The organism is Gordonia caeni, from assembly GCF_039537105.1.
Classification (GTDB): Bacteria; Actinomycetota; Actinomycetes; order Mycobacteriales; family Mycobacteriaceae; genus Gordonia; species Gordonia caeni.
This window is the reverse complement of the sequence record NZ_BAAAZW010000017.1, coordinates 12,487-38,011: the sequence shown is the minus strand read 5'-3', so window position 1 is coordinate 38,011 and position 25,525 is coordinate 12,487. Positions and strand designations below refer to the sequence as shown.

The 25,525-nt window shown below is 72.9% G+C and carries 7 protein-coding genes and 1 pseudogene; 5 read left to right on the top strand and 3 right to left on the bottom strand.

Annotated elements, in window-relative coordinates; genetic code table 11:
- The 4 genes and pseudogenes from ABD732_RS18400 to ABD732_RS18385 form a co-directional block, all read left to right on the top strand.
- Positions 1–221: pseudogene (locus ABD732_RS18400) on the top strand (hypothetical protein); the annotation flags it as partial.
- 177 nt (positions 222–398) lie between these two features.
- Positions 399–1,415, top strand: coding sequence for an alpha/beta hydrolase (locus ABD732_RS18395; RefSeq protein WP_344786237.1), 1,017 nt, complete (start codon positions 399–401; stop codon positions 1,413–1,415).
- Positions 1,412–3,865 carry an AMP-binding protein gene (locus ABD732_RS18390; protein WP_344786235.1) on the top strand — a complete coding sequence of 818 codons (2,454 nt, stop codon included), beginning with the start codon at positions 1,412–1,414 and terminating at the stop codon, positions 3,863–3,865. The genes ABD732_RS18395 and ABD732_RS18390 overlap by 4 nt, the downstream gene beginning before the upstream one ends.
- On the top strand, positions 3,862–5,727 hold the full coding sequence (locus tag ABD732_RS18385; protein WP_344786233.1) for a glycosyltransferase: 1,866 nt from the start codon (positions 3,862–3,864) through the stop codon (positions 5,725–5,727). Before ABD732_RS18390 ends, ABD732_RS18385 begins: the two co-directional genes overlap by 4 nt.
- Before the next feature lie 13 nt (positions 5,728–5,740).
- Here ABD732_RS18385 and ABD732_RS18380 read toward each other — a convergent pair whose 3' ends face one another.
- The 3 genes from ABD732_RS18380 to ABD732_RS18370 are packed head-to-tail and all read right to left on the bottom strand — an operon-like array spanning position 5,741 to position 8,348.
- Positions 5,741–6,562: an ABC transporter permease gene (locus ABD732_RS18380; protein WP_344786231.1), complete on the bottom strand. Its 822-nt coding sequence runs from the start codon at positions 6,560–6,562 to the stop codon at positions 5,741–5,743.
- Positions 6,559–7,371 carry an ABC transporter permease gene (locus ABD732_RS18375; RefSeq protein WP_344786229.1) on the bottom strand — a complete coding sequence of 271 codons (813 nt, stop codon included), beginning with the start codon at positions 7,369–7,371 and terminating at the stop codon, positions 6,559–6,561. The genes ABD732_RS18380 and ABD732_RS18375 overlap by 4 nt, the downstream gene beginning before the upstream one ends.
- Complete coding sequence (locus ABD732_RS18370) at positions 7,368–8,348, bottom strand: ATP-binding cassette domain-containing protein (protein WP_344786227.1); 981 nt, start codon at positions 8,346–8,348, stop codon at positions 7,368–7,370. The genes ABD732_RS18375 and ABD732_RS18370 overlap by 4 nt, the downstream gene beginning before the upstream one ends.
- Before the next feature lie 145 nt (positions 8,349–8,493).
- Between ABD732_RS18370 and ABD732_RS18365 the strand changes: the two genes are divergently transcribed.
- Complete coding sequence (locus tag ABD732_RS18365) at positions 8,494–25,512, top strand: non-ribosomal peptide synthetase (RefSeq protein WP_344786225.1); 17,019 nt, start codon at positions 8,494–8,496, stop codon at positions 25,510–25,512.
- Positions 25,513–25,525 lie beyond the last annotated feature (13 nt).

Sequence of the window (25,525 nt, the reverse complement as noted above, 5' to 3'; positions counted from 1 at the left end):
TGGTCGCCCGCGCTCGTCCCGAACCTCACCTACGCACTCTCAGAACCGAAGAGCCTGCAAAGTTCTTGCCGGATTCACAGTGGATCGCGCAAGGCTATTTTGATTGGGCGCTAGGTCCGAGATCGAAGTCTGTACCCGCCGATGAACTGGACGTATTGGCAGAATGTGCGGCAACGCTGTTTCAGGAGTGGTACTTGGCGCGCGAGATCGCTGGGTTCTAGGGGCTTGTGTCGATATGACTGATCTCGGCAAGGACGACTGTTCGGAGGTTGCGCGGACAGGTTGGCGGTGCCGCTCCTCCCGGGGCTGACGGGACGAGTCCCGGCGCTGTGGGGCGCCCCTCTGTGGGGCGCGCCCCCAGTAAGGCGAACCTACATAAGTGTAGGCTGCCCTTCATTATGAAGCCTCCCGCCGGGTACCGTCGTGTCCTCTCCGTCGCTGTCACCGTTCTCCTCGCGTTCATCGCTGCGGCCGCCGCGACGGTGGGCCTGGCGCCACCCGCGCAGGCGGCCCCGGGGGCCGAGGTGCTGTCGCTGACCCACCTGCGCGACAACCTGTGGCGGGTCGTCGTGCGGTCGTCGTCGATGGGGGAGGACGTCCCCTTCTACGTGTTGCGGCCACGGACCGATCCGGCCGGTGCGCCGACCCTCTACCTGCTGAACGGGGCCGGCGGAGGTGAAGACGGCGCCAACTGGCTGGCGCAGACCGACGCCGACAAGTTCTTCGACGGCAAGAAGGTGAACGTCGTGATCCCGGAGAAGGGCCGCGGCAGCTATTACACCGACTGGCTCCGGCACGACAGCAAGGTCGGCAAGCCGCAGTGGGAGACCTTCCTGACCAAGGAACTGCCCGGCCCGCTCGACGCCGCGCTGGCGAGCAACGGCCGCAACGCGATCGCCGGCCTGTCGATGTCGGGCACCTCGGTGTTCAACCTCGCCATCGCCGCGCCCGGCCTGTACCGATCGGTGGCGTCCTACAGCGGCTGCGCGCTGACCAGCACGCCCGAAGGACAGGCGGCGGTGCGCGGCATCGTCTACATGGCGGCGCAGGCCAACGCCGACAACATGTGGGGCCCTGTCACCTCGCGCGAGTGGGTCCGCAACGACCCCTACGTGAACGCCGCGAAGCTACGCGGCACCAAGATCTACCTGTCCAGCGGCAGCGGGCTGCCCGGCAAGTACGACACTCCGCAGGGCCAGGCCCCCGACGCCCCGCCGCTCTACGACCAGATCCTGGTCGGCGGGGCTCTGGAGGCCGCCACCCGCTACTGCACCTCGCGCATGGCGGTGCGGCTGCAGTCCCTGGGGATCGCCGCTCAGGTGCACCTGCCGCCGACGGGCACCCATTCGTGGGGTTACTGGCGTGATGAGCTGAAGCGTTCCTGGCCGACGATCGCCGCCGGCCTGCGTTCATGACCTCGGCCGTCACCGGAGCTGCCACCACCGCCGGTCGGTGGCTCCAGGTGGCCGCCGACCGCGGTGACGCCGTCGCGGTACGAACCCCGGAGGAGTCGATCACCTTCGCCGACGCCGGCCGGCGTACCGCCGAGCGTGCCCGTGCCGTGGCCGCCGCGGTGAGCGACGGCGTGCCGGTGGCGGTGGAGACCGAATCCGACGTCGCGTCTGTGCTCGCGATCCTCGCGGTGCTCTGCTCCGGGCGCCCGGTGATCGTCGTCGATCCGTTCCTGCCGGCCGAACGCCGCGCACACATCCTCGACCGCACCGGCGCCCGGCTGATGAGCCCGGAGGACCTCGACGGCCTGCCGGCCTCCGACGTCCCGGTGGCGCCGCCTGCCGCAGACGACCCGGCGGTCCTCATCTTCACCTCCGGGTCCACCGGTCGGCCGAAGGGCGTGGTGCACGGACAGCGGTCCTGGGTGAATCAGGCGCACGACGGCCGGGTCTTCCTCGGCCTCGGCCCGGACGACCGCTCCGCCGTCCTGCTTCCGCTGAGTTTCGGTGCCGGCGTCGACGCCATGCTGATGCCGTTGCTCAACGGCGCGGGGCTGTTGCTCTGGGATGTCCGCCGCCGCACCACCTCCGGTCTCCGGGATTGGCTGGCGCAGCAGTCGGCGACCACCGTCCACTGCACGCCGTCGCTGCTGCGTTCCTGGCTCGCCGACTCGGCGCCGGGCGATCGGCTCGACGATGCGCGCCTGCTGACCACCTGCGGCGAGCCGGTGCACGCCACCGACGTGGCCGCCCTGCGCGAGACCCTGCTGCCCGGCGGGGTGTTCTGCAGCTGGTCGGGCTCATCAGAGGTGGGGAATCTGGCCTTCAACCGATTCCCGCCCGAGCGGGACCTGCCCTCCGGAGTGATCCCAGTGGGGATGCCGGCCTCCGGCAAAGACATCCGGATCGTGGACGGCGACGGTACGCCGGTCCCGACCGGGACGACCGGGGAAGTGGTGGTCGAATCGGACCATCTCTCCCTCGGCTACCACGGGGAGCCGCCGGTGACCGGGCGGCGACGGCTGTACACCGGCGACCTTGGACGGTTCGACGACGACGGTCAGCTGCACCTGGTCGGCCGCCGCGACGACGCGATCAAGGTGCGCGGCTATCTGGTGGAGCCGATCGAGGTGGAGACCGCACTCCGGGAACTCCCGTGGACCGTCGACGCGGTGGTCACCGGGGACCCCGCGGCCGGCAGGCTCACCGCCCACGTCGCCGTCGACGCGGCCAGGTGGACGCCGTCGCCCGCCGAGATCCGCACCGCCCTCGGTGCGACGTTGGCGCCCTGGATGATTCCCCGCGACGTGGTGATCCTGACCGAGCTGCCGCGCACCGAACGCGGCAAGGTGGACCGGGCGGCCCTGCCGCCGCCGGCGCCGCGCACCCCCGAGCCCGTCCGCGGGCCCACCGAGGCCACGCTGCTGCACATCTGGTGCGAGGTGCTCGGACTGGAGTCCGTCGGCCGCAACGAGGACTTCGTCTCCCTCGGCGGCGATTCCCTCGCGGCTGCCACCATGCTCGCCGAACTGCGCGACCGCTGGCTGGTCGACATCTCCTCGGCCGAGTTCGCGGCCGAGCCCACCATCGCCGGCCTGGGCGCCCGCCTCGACGCCGGACACCGGGACCGCCGGCGCGCGGCGGCGGCGGGCTCGCTCACCCGCCTGCGCGACGGCTCGGGGACCCCGCTGTTCGTCGCGGCGGGTGCGGGCAGCCCGGCCGCGAGCCTGCTGCCGCTGGTCGCCGAGCTCGGCGGCGACGAGCCGGTGTACGGACTGCAGGCTCACGGCCTGGAGCAGCGCGGGCGCGCCGACCGGTCGGTCACGGCGGCCGCTCGGCGCGCCGTGCGCGAGATCGTCTCGGTGCAACCGCAGGGCCCGTACCGGCTGGCCGGCTACTCCTTCGGCGGCTTCGTGATCCTGGAAGCGGCGACCATGCTGCGCGCCCGCGGCGCCCACGTCGAGCACGTCGTCCTGCTCGACGCGCTCTTCGAACCGGAGATGACCGGGGTCCGCGCAGCGCTGCCCGACCGCACCGGGGAAGCCGAGAAGCCGGGGCCCGCAACCGGTCTCGCGGCCCGGGCGGCCACGGCGTGGAACCGGGCCGCGATGGCGTTCCTGGTCGCTACGGCCGGACTGTGGCGGCTGCCGACCACCCTGCAGTGGACCGTGTTCTGGGACCTGGGGCGCAGCCTGCTCCGCAAACACCGGCCCACGCCCTACGCCGGTCCGGTGACGCTGGTGGCGGCCACCGACAACCACGACGATCCGCAGGCGTGGGCGCGACTGGCCACCGGTGAGCTGACGCTGATCCGCGTGACCGGCGACCACCATTCGATGCTGCGGGTGCCGCACGTGCGCGCGACCGCCGACGCCCTCCGCCGCGCACTGCCCGGACCGGAGAACGTGCGATGACCTCCGTCGTCGCCGTCGTGACCGCCTTCGAGCCCGGCCCCGAGCTGATCGGGGTGGTCGAAAGCGCAGTGGCGCAGGTCGATTCGCTGATCGTGGTGGACGACGGATCGCCGTCGCTGCGCTCGGACCCGTCCGGCGCGGTGCGCCGGACGCTCGATGCCTGCGCCGATCTGGGGGCGACGCTGCACGAGACCCCGGACAACCGCGGCATAGCGCACGCCCTGAACGTCGGCGTGACCGAAGCCCTCGATCGGGGCGCGGATGCGGTGCTGACCCTCGACCAGGACACCCGGCTCGAACCCGACTACGTGGCCCGTACCAGCGATCATCTGGCGCTCGCGGCCTCGCTCGGCCTGACCGACGTGATGGCCTCGCCGAGCCTGATCAACGACGACGTCGCCCCGTTCTGGTTCGCCGAACGCGGGCTGACACTGGCCTACGAACCGATCCAGTCGGGGCTGGTGATCACCCGCAGCCTGCTGGAGAAGATCGGCCTCTTCGAGGAAGAGCTGTTCATCGACTGCGTGGAGACGGAGTTCTACCTGCGGGCCCGCGCCCACGGCGGGCATGCGCTGATCGTGCCGGGCACCCGGATCAGCCACCGCCTCGGCAGCCGCGCCCGCTGGAGGCCGCCGCGCTTGCTGCGTCCGCTGCTGCGCGGCTACGGCGCGGGCGTCGAGTTCTCCGAGGACGCCCCGTTCCGGCACTATTACATCGCCCGCAACCGGCTCGACCTCTACCGCCGCTACGGGCGCCGTGAGCCGCTGTGGTGCGCGGTGTCCATCGCCAAAGACACGATCAGCCGCGGTCGCGCCATGCTGATCGGCTCCCACCGCCTCCGGCGCGTCTACCTCACCGCTGCCGGCACCCGGGCCGCGCTGCGCGGCGAGCGCGGCCGCATCCCGGCGCGCACCCTGCGCCGGGCCCGGCTCGCCGGCGGTGAGCCGGTGTCGTCCGCGCGGCCGCTCGAGACCGATCGGGGTCTCCCGGACCTGGTGTCGGTGGTGATCCCGGTCCACAACGGCGTCGCGACCATCGACGATCAGCTCGAAGCGCTTGCCGCCCAGGACTACTCGCGACCGTTCGAGGTGGTCGTGGCCGACAACAACTCCACCGACGGTCTTCGCGAACATCTCGAGGGCCACCGGCTCGCCGACCGCCTGGACCTCCGCTGGGTCGACGCGTCCGGGCCGGCGGGGGCGTCGTACGGCCGGAACGCCGGGGCCGCTGCCGCCGCGGGCGATTTCCTCGCCTTCTGCGACGGCGACGACCGGGTGTACTCGAGCTGGCTCACCGAACTGACCGCCGTGGCGCGCCGCTGCTCCGCCGTGGGCGGTGCGGTGGAGACGTCCTCGTTGAACACGCCCCGGACCCAGAGTTGGCGGCAGATGCTGCCCCCGGAGATGCCGTACGAGTTCCCCGGATTCCTCCCGGTCTCACCGACATGCAACCTCGGCGTGTGGAAGAACCGGTTCGACGCGGTGGGCGGCTTCGACGTCGCCTACGACCGCGGTGCCGAGGACGCGGACTTCACCATCCGGATCCAACTGGCGGGGGGCGTGCTGGGCCACGCACCCCGCGCCCTGATCGCCTATCGGCTGCGCGACACCCTGCGCGGAATCTGGGATCAATCGGTGATGTGCGGTGAGGGGGATGCCCGCCTCTACGCCGAGTACCGGGCGTACGGGATGCCCCCACGGCCGTGGTACGCCACGGCCGACGTGATCGCCTACCTGTTGCTGCGGAATCCGTTGCTGCCGACGGTGATCACCCGGGTGCCCACCGGCCGCTGGCTGTTCCAGGCCGGCAATCTACTCGGCCGGATCAAGGGGAGCGCCCGCCACCACGCCTGGTACGTGTGAGGCGCCGCCGATCTCAGGTGCGCATCGCCGCGCGCCGATAGCCGGTGAGCGTCGGCCCGGTGAAGACCAGCAGCAGCGCCGCCGACCAGGCGGCCGTGAGCAGGAGCGGCTGCGCGACGGCGCCCCCGGTGGCCAGCCCCCGGATCGCGTTCACGGCGCAGCTGAGCGGCTGATACTCGACGATCGGCTGCAGCCACGCCGGGTAGGCCGAGGCGGGGACGAAACCGGTGTTGAAGAACATCGCCAGATTGGTGCCGATGGCGACCCACTCGACGATGCGGGACTCCCGGCTGCGCAGAGCCAGCGCGGTCACCATGATCGAGAAGGACAGGCCGAACAGGAGCGCCACCGCGATGATCGCGACGTAGCCGAGAACACCGGTCTCGATACGGAAACCGATGATGGTGCCGACCGCCAGCACGCCGCTGACCGTGACGACGATCCGCACCGCCTCGGCGCCCAGCCGCCCCAGCATCGCCGAGGCCCGGTGCGCCGGGAGCGTCCACATCTTCGACAGCAGGCCGGTGGTGCGTTCGCGCCGCAGTCCCAGGCCGCTGATCGCCGACCCCGACATCGCGCCGACCAGGGCCACCATCGGCACCATGCCGAAGGCGGTGGACGTTCCGGAGTAGCCGCTCACCGAGCGGTCCAGGACCAGCCAGAACAGCAGCACCATCAGCGCCGGGAACAACAGCGACTGCAACAGCGTCGCGGTGTCGGTGCACCATTTCACCAGAATTCGCTCGGCCTGCAGGGCCGAGGCGCGCCACAGCGACCGGCCGGTCGACTCGGGCGAGAAGGCCTCGCGGGCGGGGAAGTCCAGGGGGCGGCTCACGGGTACAACCGCCGATGCGTCTGGGTGTAGTGCGCCAGGGCGAGGAACGCCGCCGCCAGGGCGCCGAGCCAGATCAGCGCGGGCCGGGCGGTCGCCCAGGTGGGATCGCCGGCCGCCAGCTCGCGCATGGTGGAGGCGAAGTGCGAGATCGGCTGATTCCGGGCGAACGGCTGCGCCCAGCCGGGGAAGCCGGACTCGGGCACGAAGCCGGTCGACAGCATGCCCAGCACCAGCTGGGGGAGGACCAGCAGCTGCGAGGTGGCTTCGGGGCCGCGCGCGAGCAGGCCGAGCGAGTCCGCGCCGACCGCCAGCACCAGCCCCACCGCAATCGAGAAGGCGATGAAGCCGGCGGCGTTGAGCAGACCGCCGTCGAACGAGAAGCCGAGCAGAGCTCCGAAGATCAGCGCGGTGGCGATGGACACCACCGACCGGATCAGCGACGTGCTCATCCGCGAGGCCACCGGCACCAGCGGGCGCACCGGCATCGACGCCAGCCGCCGGCTCATGCCGCGCAACTTGTCCAGCGTCGCCCGCTGGGCGGCGGCGACGGCGGTGAAGGCCACCGCCTGCAGCACGATGATCGGCATCAGGAACTGGGCGTAGTCGATTCCGCGGTCGGCCATGATCAGGCGCAGCGGCAGATAGAACCCCAGGGCGAAGACCATCGGCATCACGATCGCGATGGTGAACTCGCCCTGCCGGGCCGCCGAGCGCACCCCGCGTCCGGTCATCACCGCCCACTGCCTGCCGAACGTCCAGCCGTCGGCAGTCACCGCCGGATCCGCGCGGTCCGGCCAGGTCAGCGTCACCGGGCGGCGCTCGGTGCCGGAGCAGGGGCGTCGCCGGTCAGTGCGAAGAAGACGTCGTCGAGAGACGGGCTGCGCAAGCCCACGTCGCGCAGGCCGATTCCGGCGCGGCCGGCCGCGGCGATCACGGCCGCCATGGTGTCGACGCCGTCGGGTGCGGCCAGAGTCACAGTGCCCTGCTCGGGTGCGGCGAGCCGGTGGCCGGGCTCCAGCTCCAGGGTCAGCAGGTCCACCAGGGGGCCGGTGTCGGCCGGGTCGGCGAGGACGACGGCGCACGACACTCCGCCGACGCGGTCCTTCAGTTGCGCCGCGGTGCCTTCGGCCACCACTCGCCCGCGATCGAGGACGATGATGTTGTCGCTGAGCCGGTCGGCTTCCTCCAGATACTGGGTGGTCAGCAGGGTGGTGATGCCGTCGGACTTGAGTACCTCGACCAGGTCCCACACTTCCTGCCGGCTGCGCGGATCCAGCCCGGTGGTGGGCTCGTCGAGAAAGACCACGGCCGGCTCGACCACCAGCCCGCAGGCGATGTCCAGTCGGCGGCGCATGCCGCCGGAATAGGCGTAGACGGGGCGTTTGGCGGCATAGGTCAGGTCGAACCGGTCGAGGAGCTCGTCCGCCCGTGCTGCGGCGGCCCGCCGCCGCAGCCCCTGCATCCGGCCGAAGAAGATCAGATTGTCGCGTCCGTTCAGGGTCTCGTCGAGCGCCGCGTACTGCCCGGTCATCGAGATGGCGGCGCGCACACCGGGGCCGTCGTCGACCACGTCGTGCCCGTCCACCACGGCGGTGCCGGTGTCGGGGGGGAGCAGCGTGCACAGGATGTCGACGAGGGTGGTCTTGCCCGCGCCGTTGGGGCCGAGGATGCCCAGCACACTGCCGCGGGGCACGTCGAAGGACACGCCCCGGAGTGCGTGGACCTCGTCGAAAGACTTGCCGAGGCTCCTCACCCGGACCCCGGGAGTCGTCTGGTCGGTGGACATCGCGTTAAGGTTAGCCTTCACTCATACTTTGGGGCGAGCGGGCGTCGGTGGCCCGATCCTGATGTTGTAAGGTTTCCCTTCGTTCCATAAGGTTAGCCTGCGCTTACCTATGGATCGAAGCCCGCCTAGCCGAAGTTGACAGACCGTGACGCTGAACGTTGTTCGCACCGAATCGCCGGGACAGGTGCTCCCGCTGTCGGCTGCCCAGCGCAGCATCTGGTTCGCACAGCAGCTGTCGCCGGAGACACCGCTGGTGATCGCGCACTACGTCGACGTCCGCGGTCCGCTCGACACCGAGTTGCTCTCGCACGTGGCACGACAGGTGGTCCGGGAGTTCGGCTGCACCATGGTGCGGTTCCTGCCGGGGGACGATCCGTCGCAGGCGCCGGTCCAGCTGCTCGACGACACCGCACACGACCGGATGGACCATCACGACCTCCGTGATCACCACGACCCGGAGGCCGCGGCGCGCGAGTGGATGGACGCCGACTTCCAGCGCCCCCTGGACCTCTTCACCGATCGGCTGATCGAGTCGGTGACGCTGCGGCTGAGCGACGACCGTTACTTCTGGTACACCCGCGTACACCACATCCTGCTCGACGGCTACGGCGCGGCCACCTTCACCGACCGGATCACCGAGGTCTACACGGCCCGCGCGACCGGTGCTCCGGTGCCGCCCTGCCGCGCCGGAACCTTGGCCGAACTGCACGCCGACGACGAGCGCTACCGGAGGTCGACCCGCTTCGAGCGCGACCGGGAGCACTGGGCGCAGCGGCTGCGTGCACTCCCGGAGGCCGCACGGCTGGCCGATCCGGCCGGGCGGGTCGCCCGGTCGCGGAGCGCGGGCGCCCCGCTCGACGCGCAGCTGCAGTCCGACGTCGATGCCTTCTGCGCCCGCCACGGCGCGACGGTGGCCGCGGTGGTGAGTGCGGCGGCCGCAGTCTACGTCGCCCGGATGACCGGAACCGACGACGTGGTGCTCAGTCTGCCGGTCACCGGCCGCACCAACGCCCTGCTTCGCCGCTCGGGCGGCATGATCTCGAACGTGGTGCCGATCCGCAGCCGCATGGGGGCCGGCATCACGGTCGCCGACCTGGTCAGACAGGTCACCACCGAGCTCAGCGGCGCTCTGCGCCACCAGCGGTACCGCTTCGAGGACATGCGCCGCGATCAGAACGCCGACCGGCCGGCCGGCCGCGGCTTCTTCGGCCCGGTGATCAACGTGATGATGTTCCGGCACGAACTGACGCTTGGCGAGTGCACCGGGCGCAGCACCATCCTCAGCACCGGCCCCACCGAAGACCTGGCCTTCACCGTCTACACCGGCGGCGGGCGGCTGCGGATCGACCTGGAGGCCAACTCGGCCGCCTACACCGCCGACCACCTGGGCGCCCACCACCGGCGGTTCGGCGCGGTGCTGGCCGCGCTCGTCCGCTGTGCGCCGGAGACGCTCGTCGACCGCCTCGAGATTCTCGCCTACGGCGATCGCCTGCGTCACGTCCCGGCGCGGGGACCCGCTGCGGCTCCGGCGCAGCCGCTGCCGGATCTGCTGGCGGCCGTCGCGCGGGCGCACGCGAGCGCCGTCGCATTGGTGGCCGACGACGTCGACCTCCGGTACGACGAGCTCTGGCACCGGGTCTACCGGCTGGCGCGGGTCCTGATCTCCCGCGGCGTCGGCCCGGGCGACCTGGTGGCGACGTTGCTGCCGCGCGGTCGTGCCCAGGTAATCACCGAGCTGGCGATCCTGGTGGCCGGCGGCGCCTTCGTCCCCGTGGACCCGGAACTGCCCGACGAGCGGATCGCCTATCTGCTCGACGACAGCGGTGCCCGATTCGGCGTGACCGGCCCGGGCGGCAGACACCGCCTCGGCGACGACGGTGACGGCGAGCGGCACTGGATCGCGCTCGACGGAGCGGCACTGCGCACCGAGTTCGGCGCCGCCTCGGCGCAGCCCGTGACCGATACCGACCGGGCGCGGCCGCTGCGCGTGGACGATCCCGCATACGTGATCTACACGTCCGGATCCACCGGAAAACCCAAGGGCGTGGTGATCCCCCACCGCGGTCTGGCCTCCTTCGCGCTCGAACAGAACCGGCGCTACGGCCTCGGCCCGGGAGCCCGGACCCTGCAGTTCGCGTCCCCGAGCTTCGATGCCTCCGTCCTGGAGCTGCTGATGGCCTTCGCCTCCGGGGCGACCCTCGTCGTGGTGCCGACCGGCGTCTATGGCGGCGGCGAGCTGGCGCGGATCCTGAGCGCGGAGCAGGTGACCCATGCCTTCCTGACCCCGGCGGCGCTGGCCTCGGTCCCCGACGTCGGCCTGGACGCACTGCACACGGTGATCGTCGGCGGCGAAGCCTGCCCGCGCGAACTGGTCGCACGCTGGGCCGGCCGCCGCCGGATGTTCAACGCCTACGGGCCCACCGAGACCACCGTCATGGCGACCCTGGCCGGTCCGCTGGACCGGGGTGAGCCGGTCTCCATCGGCGCACCGATCACCGGCGCCACCGCACTGGTGCTCGACCATCGGCTGCGGCCGGTGCCGGTGGGGGCCACCGGTGAGCTGTACCTCGGCGGCGCGGGGCCGGGACTGGGCTATCACCGCCGGCAGTCGCTGACCGCGTGCCGGTTCGTCGCCGACCCGCACGGCGCACCGGGCGCCCGCCTGTACCGCACCGGCGACCTGGTGCGCTGGTGTTCCGACGGCACCCTGGAGTACCGGGGCCGCGCGGACCGGCAGGTCAAGATCCGCGGTTTCCGCATCGAGCTCGGCGAGGTCGACTCGGCGATGGCCGCCGTGCCCGGTGTGCAGTTCGCCGCTGCCGAACCGCGCCGCACCCCGGCCGGGCAGACCGTGCTCGTCGGCTACTACACCGGTGCCGTGACACCGGAGACGCTGCGCGAGAATCTGCTGGAAGCGCTGGCCGCGCACGCGCTTCCGGCCGCGCTGGTGCACCTGCACACGGTGCCGCTCACCTCCTCGGGCAAGCTCGACCGCGACGCGCTGCCGGCCCCGGCGATGCAGACCGCGCCCTACACCGCACCCGCCACCGAGGGGGAGGAGGCCGTCGCCCAGGCCTTCGCCGAAGCGACCGGCGCCGACCGCGTGGGCCGCGACGACGACTTCTTCGCCCTCGGCGGCGACTCGCTCACCGCCACCCGGCTGGTGGCCGCGCTCGGCACCCGGCTCGACATCGAAATCCCGGTGCGCTGGGTGTTCGAGGCGCCCACCGTCGCCGCGCTGGCCGCGCAGGTCGATGGCGCCGACACCCGCCGGGCACCGGAACTCGCCCGCCGCCGCGACGACGGCGCACCGGTCCCGGTCTCCCCGCAGCAGCGCCGGATGTGGATCATCAATCAGTACGACGACCGGTCGGCGATCTTCAACATCCCGCTCGCTCTGCGTCTGCGCGGCGACCTGGACGCCGAGGTGCTGCACGCGGCACTGCTCGACGTGGTCGAACGGCACGAGACGCTGCGCACGTTCTATCCGGAAGGACCGGACGGTCCGATCCAGCAGGTGCTGCCGGTCGACGAGGCGGCTGCGGGGCTCGGCTACACGGTCGAAGACGTGGCTCCTGAACACCTGGAGCACCGGCTGAGCGAACTGGCGGCGACCGCGTTCGACGTCGCCGCCGCCGTCCCGCTGAAGGTCGCCCTCCTGCGAGTGGACCGGCGCGAGCACGTGCTGGTGTGCGTGGTCCACCACATCGCCGCCGACGGCTCGTCGACGGCGCCGATGGCCCGCGACCTGGCCGTCGCCTACCGCGCCCGCGCGCGCGGCCGGACTCCCGAGTGGGCGCCGCTGCCGGTGACCTATCGGGACTACACCTGCTGGCACCAGGACGTGATGGGCAGCGAGGCCGAGGCCTCCTCGCCCGCCGCCCGGCAACTGGACTACTGGCGCGAACACCTCGCCGGGCTCGGCGACCTGCTCGCGCTGCCCACCGACCGCCCGCGGCCCGCGGTGGCCGGAGCACACGGAGCGCAGTTCCACGCGACTCTGGACGCGCAGCTGGTGCGACGGCTGCGCGAGCGGGCCGCCGAGGCCGGGGCCACACCGTTCATGGTGGCGCACGGGGTGCTGGCGCTCGCGCTGGCGCGACTCAGCGGTTCGAGTGACATCGCCGTCGGCACCCCGGTGGCCGGTCGCGGCCACCCGCAGCTCGCCGACCTGGTGGGCATGTTCGTCGGCACCGTGGTGCTGCGCACCCCGGTGGACCCGGGCCAGCCGTTCCGCGACCTCCTGGCGGCCGTGCGCGCGGTCGATCTGGACGCCTTCGCGCACGCCGATCTGCCGTTCGACCGCCTGGTGGATCTGCTCCGGCCGCGCCGCTCGGCCGCCTACCATCCGCTCTTTCAGGTCGGATTCTCGTACCAGAATCTGCCGCCGGCCGACTTCGCGCTCGACCATCTGGACGTGCAGGTGCTCGAACCCGATCTCGGCGTCGCCAAATCCGATCTGCACCTCACCCTGGTCGAGGGCCCTGCGGGCGAGGGCATGGCCGTGCACTGGGACTACGACCGGGACCTGTTCGACCACAGCACCGTGCAGCGCTGGCACGGCCTGTGGACCGACCTCCTCACCGCAGCCCTCGACGACCCCGACAGCCCGGTCGGCGACCTGGCGCCCGCCCGGTCCTCCGGCGTGCTCGAGGGACCGGCCGGGGGCCGCACCGCGACCACGCTCACCGCCCTGCTGGAGACCTCCTTCACCGACTACGCCGAGCGCCCGGCCCTGTGCCCCGACGACGGACGGCCGACGACCTACGCCGAGACCGCCGAGCGCGTGCAGCGGCTCGCCGGCCGGCTGCGCGCAGCCGGAGTGGGTCCGGAGGTGCGCGTCGCGGTCGCGATCGACCGATCGCTGCACCTGGTGGACGCCGTGCTCGCCGTGCTGGTGGCCGGCGGCGCCTACGTGCCGCTAGATCCGGCGGCCCCGGCGCAGCGCACCGCACTGGTCCTGGAGTCGGCCGCGCCGGCGCTGCTCCTGGTCGCCGGGGACGTCCCGGCCGGCGTCGGTGAGCCCGGAATTCCCGTCCTCGACGTGACCGCCGACGCCGCCGTTGATCTGCCCGCGGCTTGGCCGCGGCCGCTGCCGGGACACACCGCCTACGTCATCTACACGTCCGGTTCCACCGGTGCTCCCAAGGGGGTGGCGGTCTCGCACGGTGCCGTCGCCGCGCAGCTGGGCTTCAAGCGCACCGCCTTTCCACTGGGGGAGGGCGACACCACCGTCCTCAAGACGCCGCTGACCTTCGACCTGTCGGTCTGGGAACTGTTCTGGCCGTTGGTGACCGGTGCACGGCTGGTACTGGCGGCACCGGGCCGGCACGTCGACCCGCGCTACCTGGCCGAACTGATGCGCCGCCGAGACGTGACCGCCGCTCACTTCGTTCCCTCGCTGCTGGACGCGCAACTCGACGCGGCCGCCGACGCCGAGTTGGACCCGCACACGCTGCGGCAGGTGCTCTGCATCGGGGAGACGCTGCCCCCGGCCACCGCGGCGCGGGCCGCCCGCGAGCTGTCCGCGCGCGTGTACAACCTGTACGGCCCCACCGAAGCGGCCGTCGGCATCACCGTGCACGAATGCACCGCCGAGGAGACGACCGTTCCCATCGGCGTGCCGGTGGACGACTCGGCGGCCCTCGTCCTGGATGCCCGACTGCACCGGGTCCCCGTCGGTGTGGTGGGCGAGCTCTACCTGCGCGGAGTCCAGCTGGCGACCGCCTACGACGGGCGCCCGGAATTGACCGCCGAACGCTTCGTCGCCGACCCGGACGGTTCCGGAGGACGCATCTACCGCACCGGCGACCTGGCCCGGATCCGTCCCGACGGACTCCTGGAGTTCCTGGGCCGCAACGACTTCCAGATCAAGATCCGCGGTCAGCGGATCGAGCTCGGCGAGATCGAGGCCGCACTGGCCGTCGACCCTCGCGTGGGTGCTGCGGCCGTGACGGCCCGCGGCGACAACCTGGTCGCCTTCCTGGTGCCGGCCGCCGGAGCGGCCACCGGGCGCGACTGGGAGGTGCGGGAGATCCTCGACGCCCTGCGCGACCGGCTGCCCGGCTACATGGTCCCGGTCTCCGGCGTGGTGCTGGCCGAGATGCCGCGCGGCATCCACGGCAAGGTCGATCGCGCCGCCCTGCCCGCCGCCCCCGATGTCACCCACCGGCACATCGCCCCGCGGACCCTCACCGAACAGGCCCTGGGCGAGGTGCTCGGCGACCTCCTCGGTACCGCCGAACCGGTCGGCATGGCGGACGACTTCTTCAGCCTCGGCGGCAACTCACTGCTGGCGGCACGGCTGGCGGCCCGCATCGGCGACCGTCTCGGAGTCGACCTGGGGGTTCGCGAAGTCTTCGAAGCGCCGCGTGTGGAAGACCTCGCCCGCCGGATCGACGCCGCTCACGACCTGCGCCGCCCCCGCCTGGAACGGGCCGAACGCCCGGCGGTGATCCCGCTGAGCCGCGCGCAGCAGCGGATGTGGCTGCTGGACCGGATCGAGCCGGGTTCGGCGCTGTACAACCTGCCCGTCGCGCTCCGCGTGGAGGGACCGCTCGAGCACAGCGCGCTGCGCGACGCCGTGCGCTACCTGCTCGACCGACACGAAGTGCTCCGCACCAGCTATCCCGATCACGGGGGCGTCCCGCGCCAGCAGATCCATCCGACCGATGAGGCACTCGGTCTGATCGACCTGGAGTTCGGCGCGACCGGTCCCGTCTCGGCGATCGCCGGCCGGGGTTTCGACCTCGAAACCCGAATCCCGCTGCGGGTCGCGGTGATCGACCAGGAACCCGGGGTGCACCTCGTGGTGATCGTGGTGCACCACGTCGCCGCCGACGGCTGGTCGGCACGGGCCCTGGTCCGCGATCTGCTCGACGGCTACGCCGGCCGGTCCGCCGCCGAGCCGCTGCCGGTGCAGTACGCCGACTACGCCCTCTGGCAGACGCGTCTGCTCGAGGGACTCGACCACCAGCACGACTTCTGGCGCCGCACTCTGGCCGACCTGCCCGGACCGATTCCGCTGCCGACCGACCGCACCCGCCCCGCGCAGCCCGGTCGTGCGGGCGGCACGGTCGAGTTCGTCCTCGACGCGGACCTGATGGCCGGGCTCGGCCGCCTCGCACGCAGCCGCAACGCATCGCTCTTCCACGTGGTGCACGCCGGGCTCGCGGTCCTGCTGTCCCGGCTGTCCGGCTCCGGCGACATCGTCGTCGGCACACCGGTCGCCGGCCGCGGCAGTCACCTCCTGGACGACGTGGTGGGCATGTTCACCGAGACCGTCGTCCTGCGCACCCGCATCGACGACGACGCCGAGACCGGCGCGCTGGTGGCGCGGACGGCCGCGGCGGACCTCGCGGCCCAGGCGAACTCGGAGTATCCGTTCGAGCGGATCGCCGACGAGTTCGAGGCCGATCGCGGCGGTGCCCACCATCCGATCTTCCAGGTGATGCTGGCCTTCGGTGATCCGCTGCCCGGCCGGCTCGAGCTCGGCCCGATCAGTGCCACCCCCATGACGCTGGACGTACCGCTCGCGCGGTTCGACCTGCATCTGACCCTGGACGTCCCGCTCGACGCGGCGGCCCCCGACGGTCCGGTCCGCGCCCGCTGGACGTATGCGACCGAGCTGTTCGATCGCGCAACGGTGGAGGGGTTCGCCGCCCGGCTGCAGAGCGTGCTGCGGGCAGTCGCCGAGCGGCCGCAGAGTCTCGTCCATCATCTTCCGGTGCTGACCGGGCCGGAGACCGAAGCGGTCACCGGGGCGTGGAGCCACGCGGAGATCGCGACCGATCCGCCCGCCTCGACCGTCGCCGACCTGGTCGCCGCCGGTCAAGCGGCCGAGGTGGCCGACCAGAACTCGGTGCTCGGCGGCGGCGCGTTCGCCGCGCGCGTCGCACGGACGGCCCGGGCCCTCGTCGCCGCCGGAGTGGGGCCCGAGACCACCGTCGCCGTCGCGGTACCGCGGTCGATCGACATGCTCGTCGCCCTGCACGCGGTCGTGGTGGCCGGCGGCGCTTACGTACCGGTGGATCCGGACCAGCCGGCCGCCCGCACCGCCGCGATGTTCGCCACCGTCGACCCGGTCGCGGTGATCGCCGCCGAGTCCACGTGGCACGCCGTCCCGGAAACCTTCACCGGGCACCGGTTCGACGCGAGCGACCCGCACACCGACCGGGCGGCGAGCCCGGTGACCGACGCCGACCGGTGGGTGCCGCTGCGGCCGGCGCACCCGGTGTACATCCTGTTCACCTCCGGATCGACCGGGGAACCCAAGGGCGTCAGCGTGAGCCACGCGGCGGTGGTCAACCGGCTGGACTGGATGGCCCGCCGTACGCCGATCGACGCCGCCGACACGGTGCTGCAGAAGACGCCGACCACCTTCGATGTCTCGGTGTGGGAACTGTTCTGGCCGTTCGTCGCCGGATCCCGTCTGGTGCTGGCCGCCCCCGGGGCGCACCGCGATCCGCACGAGCTGGCCGCCGTGATCGCCGCCGAGCGGGTGTCGGTGATCCACTTCGTCCCCGCGATGCTCGACGCCTTCCTGGCCTCGGGGATCTCCGACGACCGGCTGACCTCGCTGCGCCTGGTCTTCACCAGCGGCGAGGCGCTCGCCGCGGCGCCCGCGGCGGAGCTGCTGCGGCGCACCGGTGCGCAGCTGCACAACCTGTACGGGCCTACCGAAGCGGCGGTCGACGTGACCGGCGTCCAGGTCCGCGCCGGCGACCTCGCCGAACGGCCGGTCTCGATCGGCCGTCCGCTGCCGGGCACCGCGACCTACGTCCTCGACCACCGCCTGCGGCCGGTGCCGGCCGGGGTGACCGGCGAGCTGTACCTCGGCGGCGTGCAGCTGGCCCGCGGCTACCACGGACGCCCCGACCTCACCGGCGCCCGCTTCGTGGCCTCCCCGTGGGGCACGGCCGAGCGTCTCTACCGAACCGGCGACCTGGTGCGCTGGGTCCGGCCTCACTCCGACGCGCTGCCGGTCTTGGAGTACCTGGGGCGCAGCGACTTCCAGGTCAAAATCCGCGGCCAGCGCGTCGAGCTCGGCGAGATCGACGCGGTCCTCACCGCGCATCCGCGGGTGCAGACCGCAGTGACGGTGCAGCATCACGACCCTCGCTCGGGTGCCCAGCTGGTGGCCCATGTCGTCCGAGGAGTTTCAGACGTGCCGGGCGAACCGACCGCGGCACAGCTGCGCACCCACGTCGCCGCGCACCTGCCCGACCACATGGTGCCCGCGCACATCGTGCTGGCCGAGCGCCTGCCGGTGACGAGCAGCGGCAAGGTCGACCGCGCCGCCCTGCCGGCGCCGGTCCTCCAGTCACCCCGCAGCGGCCGCTCCGCCGAGACCGCGAGCGAACTGCTGGTGCTCGACGTGATCCGCGAACTCCTCGGCGAGCACGTGGGTATCGACGACGACTTCTTCGCCGCCGGCGGCAACTCGCTGATCGCTACGCGCGTGGTGGCCGCCGTCGCAGAACGCACCGGTGTCCGCGTCCCGGTGCGGGCGGTCTTCGACGGTCGCACCGGCGCCTCGATCGCCGCCGCGGTCGAGGCCGGCGGCGCCACCACCGAGCGGAGCGTCCCCGAATCGATCGCCGCCGCGCCGCGCCCGGCCGAGATCCCGCTCGGGCCCGGACAACTGCCGATGTGGCTGCACAACCGGAGACATCCGGGGTCGGCGGCCTACCTGATCGTGGCCCCGGTCCGCCTGCCCGGCACCGTCGACGCCGGCGCGCTGGCCGCCGCCCTCGGCGACCTCCTGGAGCGGCACGAGATCCTGCGCACCGTCTACCCGGAGGGAACCGGCGGACCGCACCAGCACATCCACGCGGTCGCCGACTGCGCTCCGGAGACACTGATCGCCGCGGTGCCGCCGGACCCGGACGCCGACGCCGAACAGGCCGCGCTGGCCGCGGCGCTGGCGTGGCCGATCGATCTCATCACGGACCTGCCGTTGCGGGTGGTCGTCCACCCCGACGGCGACGACACCGTGCTGGTGCTCGCCGTCCACCACATCGCCGCCGACGGCTGGTCGCTGCGGATTCTGGCCCGCGACCTGACCGCCGCCTACCGCGCCCGGATCGCCGGGCAGCGGCCGGACTGGACCGCGCTGCCGATGCAGTACGCAGACCACGCACTTTCCCGGGCCGGCCGGTCCGGGGAACACCGCGACTACTGGCTCGCGCAGCTCGCCGGCGCTCCGCTGGAGCCCGGCTTCCGGTCGGCACCCGCTCCCGATGCGGATTCCGCGGCACCATCCGCCGGGGTGCAGCACACCAGGCTCGAGGCGGTCGAGGTCGACGCCGTGCGCGAGCTCGCGACACGGACGCGCAGCACCGTTCTGGCGGTGCTCCACGCCGCGCTGGCGGTGACCCTGCGCCGCAGCGGATCCGGACCCGACGTGGTGATCGGCACCCCCACCTCCGGCCGGCTCGATCCGCAGATCGCCGATCTCGTCGGACTGTTCGTGGCCGTGGCGCCGCTGCGGTCGACGGTGCGGCGCGACACCGCGTTCGCGACCCTGGTGGAACAGTCCCGCGACACGGTGCTCGAAGCCATGGAACACGAGGACGCCGAGGCCGGTGAGATCGCCGGTCACCCGTTCATCCACGTCTCCCTGGCCCTCGACGAACAGCAGGCGCCTCCCGGGGCGCTGCGGATGGACGTCCCCGTCGCCCGATTCGACCTGGAGTTCTCCGGGGTCGGCACCGCCGACGGCGGCCTGGACCTGGCCGTGGTGCACCGCGCGGACGTCTACCGGGCCGACACCGCCGCCCGCCTGCTCGACCGCCTCACCCACCTGCTGCGGCAGGCGATCGCCGCGCCGCACCGCCCGATCGGCGACCTGGATGCACTGCTGCCCGCCGAGCAGGCGGCGACGGCATCCCTGGCACCACCACACACTGCAGGACCTCGCACCGCCGCGGCACCGCAGCTGCTCGGCGACCTGCTGCAGACACCGGGCTGGCGTCTGGCCGGTATGTCCGAGGAGGTGATGAACGCCCGGACCAACCGCCTGTCGCGGTTGCTGATCGCGCGTGGTGTCGGACCGGAATCGGTTGTGGCCCTGTGTCTTTCGCGCTCGGCGTGGTCGGTGATCGCGATGCGCGCGGTGGCGGCCACCGGTGCCGCCTTCGTGCCGATCGACCCCGCCTATCCGGCCGAGCGACTCGCGTTCATGGCGACCGACTCGGGGGCCTCGATCGTCGTCACCGTCTCCGCCGACCGCGACTGCCTGGACGCGCTGCCCGGCGGTCTCGCCGCAGGCGCGCTGGTCGTGGACGACCCCCGATTGCAGGCCGACGCCGAGGCGCTGCCGAACGAGCCGATCGGCGCCGGTGAACTGCGCGGCCCCCGGCACGCCGACCAGACGGCCTATCTGATCTACACGTCGGGCTCCACCGGCCGCCCGAAGGCGGTGGCGGTGACCCACCGCGGACTTGCCTCCTTCGTCGCCGAACAGCGCAGGTACGGCGCCGGTGCGCACAGCCGCGTACTGCACTTCGCCTCGCCGAGTTTCGACGCGGCGATCCTGGAATTGCTGCTGGCCGCCGACGCCGGAGCCACCACGGTGATCGCGCCGACCGACGTCTACGGCGCCGACGACCTGGTGGCCCTGCTGCGCGCGGAGGCGGTGACGCACGCCTTCCTCACGCCGGCCGTCCTGGACACGCTCGAAGTGGCCGGCGGACAGGATCCGTTGCCGCAGTTGCAGACCCTGGTGGTCGGCGGCGACGCCTGCGCACCGGCGACCGCACGCCGGTGGACCGACCGCGGCAAGGCGCTGTTCAACGCGTACGGCCCCACCGAATGCACCGTCATGGCGACCGTCGCCGGACCGATCGCCGCCCCGGCGGGCGAATCCCTGCCGATCGGCGGCCCGATCGCCGGTGCCGGAGTCCGGGTCCTCGACACCGACCTGACGCCGTGCCCTCCCGGGGTGCCCGGGGAGCTCTACGTGACCGGCCCGGGATTGGCCCGCGGCTATGCCGGGCGGGCCGGTCTCACCGCCGGCGCGTTCATCGCCGACCCGTACGGCGAGCCCGGCGTCCGCTGCTACCGCACCGGCGACCTGGTGCGCGCCGTGCCGGACGGCACCGGGGGACTGCACCTGGAACATCTGGGACGCGTGGACCACCAGCTCAAGATCCGCGGTCACCGGATCGAGACCGGCGAGGTGGAAGCAGCCCTCCGCCGCTTCGACACCGTCACCGCGGCGGCGGTCGCCGGCCGGCCGGGCCCGGACGGCCGGACCGCGCTGGTGGCCTACGTGACCTCGAGCCCGGCCGGTCTGGACCGGTCCGCGCTGCGCGAGCATCTGCGGTCACTGCTGCCGCCGTATGCGGTGCCGGCCGCGATCGTGGCCCTCGACGTGTTCCCGCTGACCGTCTCGGGCAAGGTCGATCTGCGTGCCCTGCCCGATCCCGACTTCGATGGTCTCACTCATGTCGCACCCATGGGTGCGGCCGAGGAGCTGGTGACGGCGATCTTCGCCGAGGTGCTCGACCAGCGGCGCCTCGGCGTCACCGACGACTTCTTCCTGGCCGGCGGGAACTCGCTCACCGCGGCGCAGGCGATCGCCCGCATCCGGGAGGCGGCCGGCCGCGAGGTGTCGGTGCGCACGCTGTTCGAACGGCCGACGGCGCGTGAACTCGCTGCCGCACTGGAGGAGTCGGCGATCGGCGCCGGTCCCCGGATCGGTGAGCTGCCGCGGCCGGAGCGGGTCCCGCTCTCCCCGGCGCAGCAGCGCATGTGGTTCCTCAACCGGCTCGACCCGGATGCGCTCACCGAGAACATCCCCGTGGTCCTGCGCCTGCGCGGGCGGCTGGACACCGACGCCTTCGCCGCCGCCCTGGGCGACCTGGTGGCCCGGCACGAGGTGCTGCGGACGGTCTACCCCGACGGCCCGGACGGGCCGCACCAGGTGGTGCTGCCGCCGGCGCAGGCCCGGATCGAGCCGACCCGGCAGCAGGGCCGTCCGGCGGCCGACAGTGACGTCGTCCAGCGCGTGGTCCGCCGCGGCTTCGACGTCACCGCCCGGCCACCGGTGCGCGCGACGCTGTGGTCCGATCAGGACTCCGGTGAGCACCTGTTCGTGCTGGTGGTTCACCACATCTGCGCCGACGGACTGTCGATGGCGACCCTCGCCGGGGATCTGGCGCAGGCCTACCGCGACCGGCTCGCCGGCCGCACCCCGGACACGAGCGGACCGGCCGTCCAGTACGCCGACTACGCGATCTGGCAGCGGGCGTTCCTGGAGACCGCGGCCCGCGGCCAGCTCGAGCACTGGCGCGAACGCCTGCTGGATGCGCCGCCGGTGATCGACCTGCCCACCGACCGGCCGCGTCCGGTGCGCCCGTCGCGGGCCGGCGACCGGATCGACTTCGCGGTCGACGCGCGGCTGACGGCACGCATGACCGACTTCGCCCGGAGTCGCGGTGCGACCCCGTTCATGGTGGCGCACAACGCCTTCGCCATCCTGCTCGGTCGCCTCGGCGCCAACCGGGACGTGGTGATCGGCACCCCGGTCGCCGGTCGCGGCGACGCGCACCTGGACCAGATGGTCGGCATGTTCGTGAACATGCTGGCCCTGCGCACGGTGATCGACCCGTCCGCCACCGGCGAGCAGGCGCTCGCGACCGCCCGGGAGGCGGCACTGCACGCCTTCGCGAACGCGGCCGTCCCGTTCGACCGGGTCGTCGAGGTGCTGGACCGCCCGCGCACCTCCGCGCACCATCCGGTCTTCCAGGTCGCGCTGTCGTTCCAGAACATCGGCCCGCTGGAGCTGTCCCTGCCCGGTGTGGACGTGGAGGCGATCGACGGGGAGCAGGGGGTGGCCGAATTCGATCTGCATCTCACCCTCGCCGACGGCGCGCCGGACGGCGGCCTGATCGGCCGCCTGGACTACGCCACGGACCTGTTCGATGCGGCGACGGCCGCGGCCGTCGCCGAGCAGTACGTGCGCGTGCTCACCGGCCTGCTCGCTGCGCCCGTCGCCGCCGTCGGCGACCTGGGGTTGCTGACCCCCGATCAGGCGGTGCACCTGCAGCGCAGCGCGCCGCTGCCGCGCCGACGCGGCGGCGGCCTGGCGGACGCCTTCCACCGGCAGGCGCGGCGGACTCCCGACGCGCCGGCGGTCGACGCCGGCGGGTGCACCCTGACCTACCGGCAGCTGTCGCAGAGGGTGCTGGCGCTGGCCGCGGAGCTGGCGCAGCGTGGCGCCGGGCCCGAGGACCGGGTCGCGATCACCGCGCCCCGCGGTCTGGAACAACTGGTCGCCATGTACGCGGTGGCCACCGTCGGCGCCGCGTACGTGCCGATCGACCCGTCCGCGCCGCAGCGCGCCGACGACATCCGCCGTACCGCCCAGCCGTTGCTGGAACTCGGTGCCGGCGACGTCGACCTCGACCGGCTGAGTGCGGCCGCACCCGTGGACGCGGCGTCCTTCGTCGGCCGCGCCGGACCGGCGCATCCGGCGTACGTGATGTTCACGTCCGGCTCCACCGGCCGGCCCAAGGGAGTCAGCGTCCCGAACGAGGCGGTGGGGCAGCAACTGCGCTGGATGCAGGATCACTACCGCCTCACCGCCGACGACGCGGTGCTGGTGCGCACCGCCGCCGGATTCGACCTGTCGGTCTGGGAGTACTGGTGGGCGCTGAGCTGCGGCGCCCGGATCGTGCTGGCCGAGGAGGGCCTCGAGCGCGACGGCGCCGGCCTGCGCCGCGCCTTCACCGACCACGCGATCACCGTGGTGCCGACGGTCCCGTCCGCACTGGCGATGGTGCTCGACGCCGGCCCGCTGCCGGAATCGGTGCGCAGCGTGCTGTGCATCGGCGAGGAACTCCCGGCGGAACTGGTGCGCAGGCTCGCCGACGGCGGCTCGCCGGCCGTGGTGCACAACCTCTACGGACCCACCGAGTGCGCGGTGAGCGCCACCGCCCACCGGGCCGACGGCCCGATCGGCGAGCGCATCCCGATCGGCGGCGCCCAGCCCGCGGTGACCGCGCGGGTGCTCGATGAGCGCCTGCATCCGGTCCCGGACGGCGTGGCCGGCGAGCTGTATCTGGGCGGCGTCCAGCTGGCACGCGGCTATCACGCCGATCCGGCCCGCACCGCCGCCGCCTTCGTCGCCGACCCGTTCGACCCGGGCGCGCGGATGTACCGCACCGGCGATCTGGTGCGCCGCGGGCGCGACGGACTGCTCATCTACCTCGGCCGCACCGACCACCAGCTGAAGGTGCACGGCTTCCGGATCGAACCGGGGGAGATCGAGGCGGTGCTGCGCCGCTGCACCGGCGTGGCCGACGCCGTGGTGACCGCGGCGGGAACCGGTGCCGCCGGGGAGCGCCTGATCGCCTTCGTCACCGGAGACGATGTGCAGCCCCAGACGGTCGGCCGGGAGCTCGGACACCGGCTGCCCGGCTACCTGCGTCCGGAGATCGTCGCCGTCGACGCGCTGCCGTACAACGCCAACGGCAAGGTCGACCGCGCCCGGCTGCCGCAGCCGCCCGTCGCCCGGCGCCGCTACGTGCCGCCGCGCACGGAGCTGGAGAAGCGGGTCACCGCGATCGTGGCCGAGGTGACCGGGACCTCGGGGGTCGGTGTCGCCGACGACTTCTTCACCCTGGGCGGCACCTCGCTGTCGGCCACGCGCGTCGCGGCCCGACTGGAGGCCGAACTGGGCCACCCGGTGCCGGTCCGGCTGCTGTTCGACAGCGTCGATCTGGGCGACTTCGCCGCCCAGATCGAGGCCCTGCCGCCCGCTGCGGTCGCGGCATCGCCGCTCGTCCGGCGCGAGGACGACAGCCCCGCACCGATGGCGCCGGCGCAGATGCGGATCTGGCGCGCGGTGCGCGCCGGGACCGGCGCCGACTGGAACGTCCCGGTCGCCATGCGCCTGACCGGCGAGTTCGACGTCGATGTGCTGGCCGCGGCGCTGCTGGACGTGATCGACCACCACCGGGCGCTGCGCACCCGCTACCGGGACGCCGGCGCCGGGCCGGAACTGGTGGTGACGCCGACCGGCGAGCTGGCCGCGCCGCTACGCGCCGACCTGGGCCCGACAGCGGTCACCGAGGACGCCCTGGCGGCGACGATCTCCGAAATCGCCTGGGCGGAACTGGATCTGGAGAACCGGGCGCCGATCCGCGCGCGCCTGCTGCGTCTGGACCCGCGCTCGCACGTACTGGTGGTGGTGGTTCACCACCTCAGCGCCGACGGGCAGTCGATGGGGACGCTGATCCGGGACGTGCTGGCTGCGTTCGCTGCGCGCTGCCACGGCGTCGAACCGGTCCTGGCCGAACCGGCGGTTCGGTTCACCGACTATGCGCACTGGCGCACCGAAGTGCTCGGCGCCCCCGGCGCCCGGACCGCCGAGTTCGGCCGCCAACTGGGCTACTGGACCGGTGCGGTCGGGCGGCCCCAGAGCGCGGCCCCGGAGGGCACGGCGCCGGACGATGCCTGGGATTCGGCCGGCGACACCGTCGAGTTCGAGCTCGACGCCTCGTTGCACGGCGCACTGGAGGCGTACGCGACCGTCGAATCGGTGGGACTGTTCGCCGTCCTGCAGGCCGCCTTCGCGACGGTGCTGGCCGAGCTGACCGGCGAGCCCGAAGTCCGGATCGGGACCGCCAACGCCAACCGGGCCCACGCTGCGCTGGACGGCGTGGTCGGGAACTTCGCCGAGGACATCCCGATGCGGTTCACCGTGACCGAGGAGCAGCCCTTCACCGGCCTCGTCCGGGATGCCCAGCGGCAACTGCTGGGCGGACTGGCGCACCCGGACGTCTCGGTCTCGGATCTAATCGACGCCCTGGACCTGCCCGACACGGCAGGCGGACCGGCGGGGGCCCCGTTCTTCCCGGCCACCCTGATCCTGCAGCAGGCCGAGGCGGGAGAGACCGGTGGCGGCGAGGTGGACCTGGGCGGAGTCCGGGTGCGCCGCGAACCCGTCGCCAACACGGTGGCCAAGCATCTGTACGAGATCGCCCTGCTCGAACGTCGTGACCGGGGCCGCGCGGCCGGGGTCGCCGGCACGCTGATCTTCCCGGTGCGGCGGGTGTCGCGGGAGCGCGCCGAAGGCCTCGTCGAGCATCTGGTCGCGTTGCTGACCGCGGTCACCTCCGGCCGCGTGAGCGAACTGACCGCCCGCGTGCGGTGAAAGGAACCGTGAC

Excerpts from the sequence above, each read along its gene's own strand:
- ABD732_RS18395 (WP_344786237.1), top strand. The coding sequence starts at position 399 with ATGAAGCCTCCCGCCGGGTACCGTCGTGTCCTCTCCGTCGCTGTCACC.
- ABD732_RS18390 (WP_344786235.1), top strand. The coding sequence starts at position 1,412 with ATGACCTCGGCCGTCACCGGAGCTGCCACCACCGCCGGTCGGTGGCTC.
- ABD732_RS18385 (WP_344786233.1), top strand. The coding sequence starts at position 3,862 with ATGACCTCCGTCGTCGCCGTCGTGACCGCCTTCGAGCCCGGCCCCGAG.
- ABD732_RS18370 (WP_344786227.1), bottom strand. The coding sequence starts at position 8,348 with ATGTCCACCGACCAGACGACTCCCGGGGTCCGGGTGAGGAGCCTCGGC.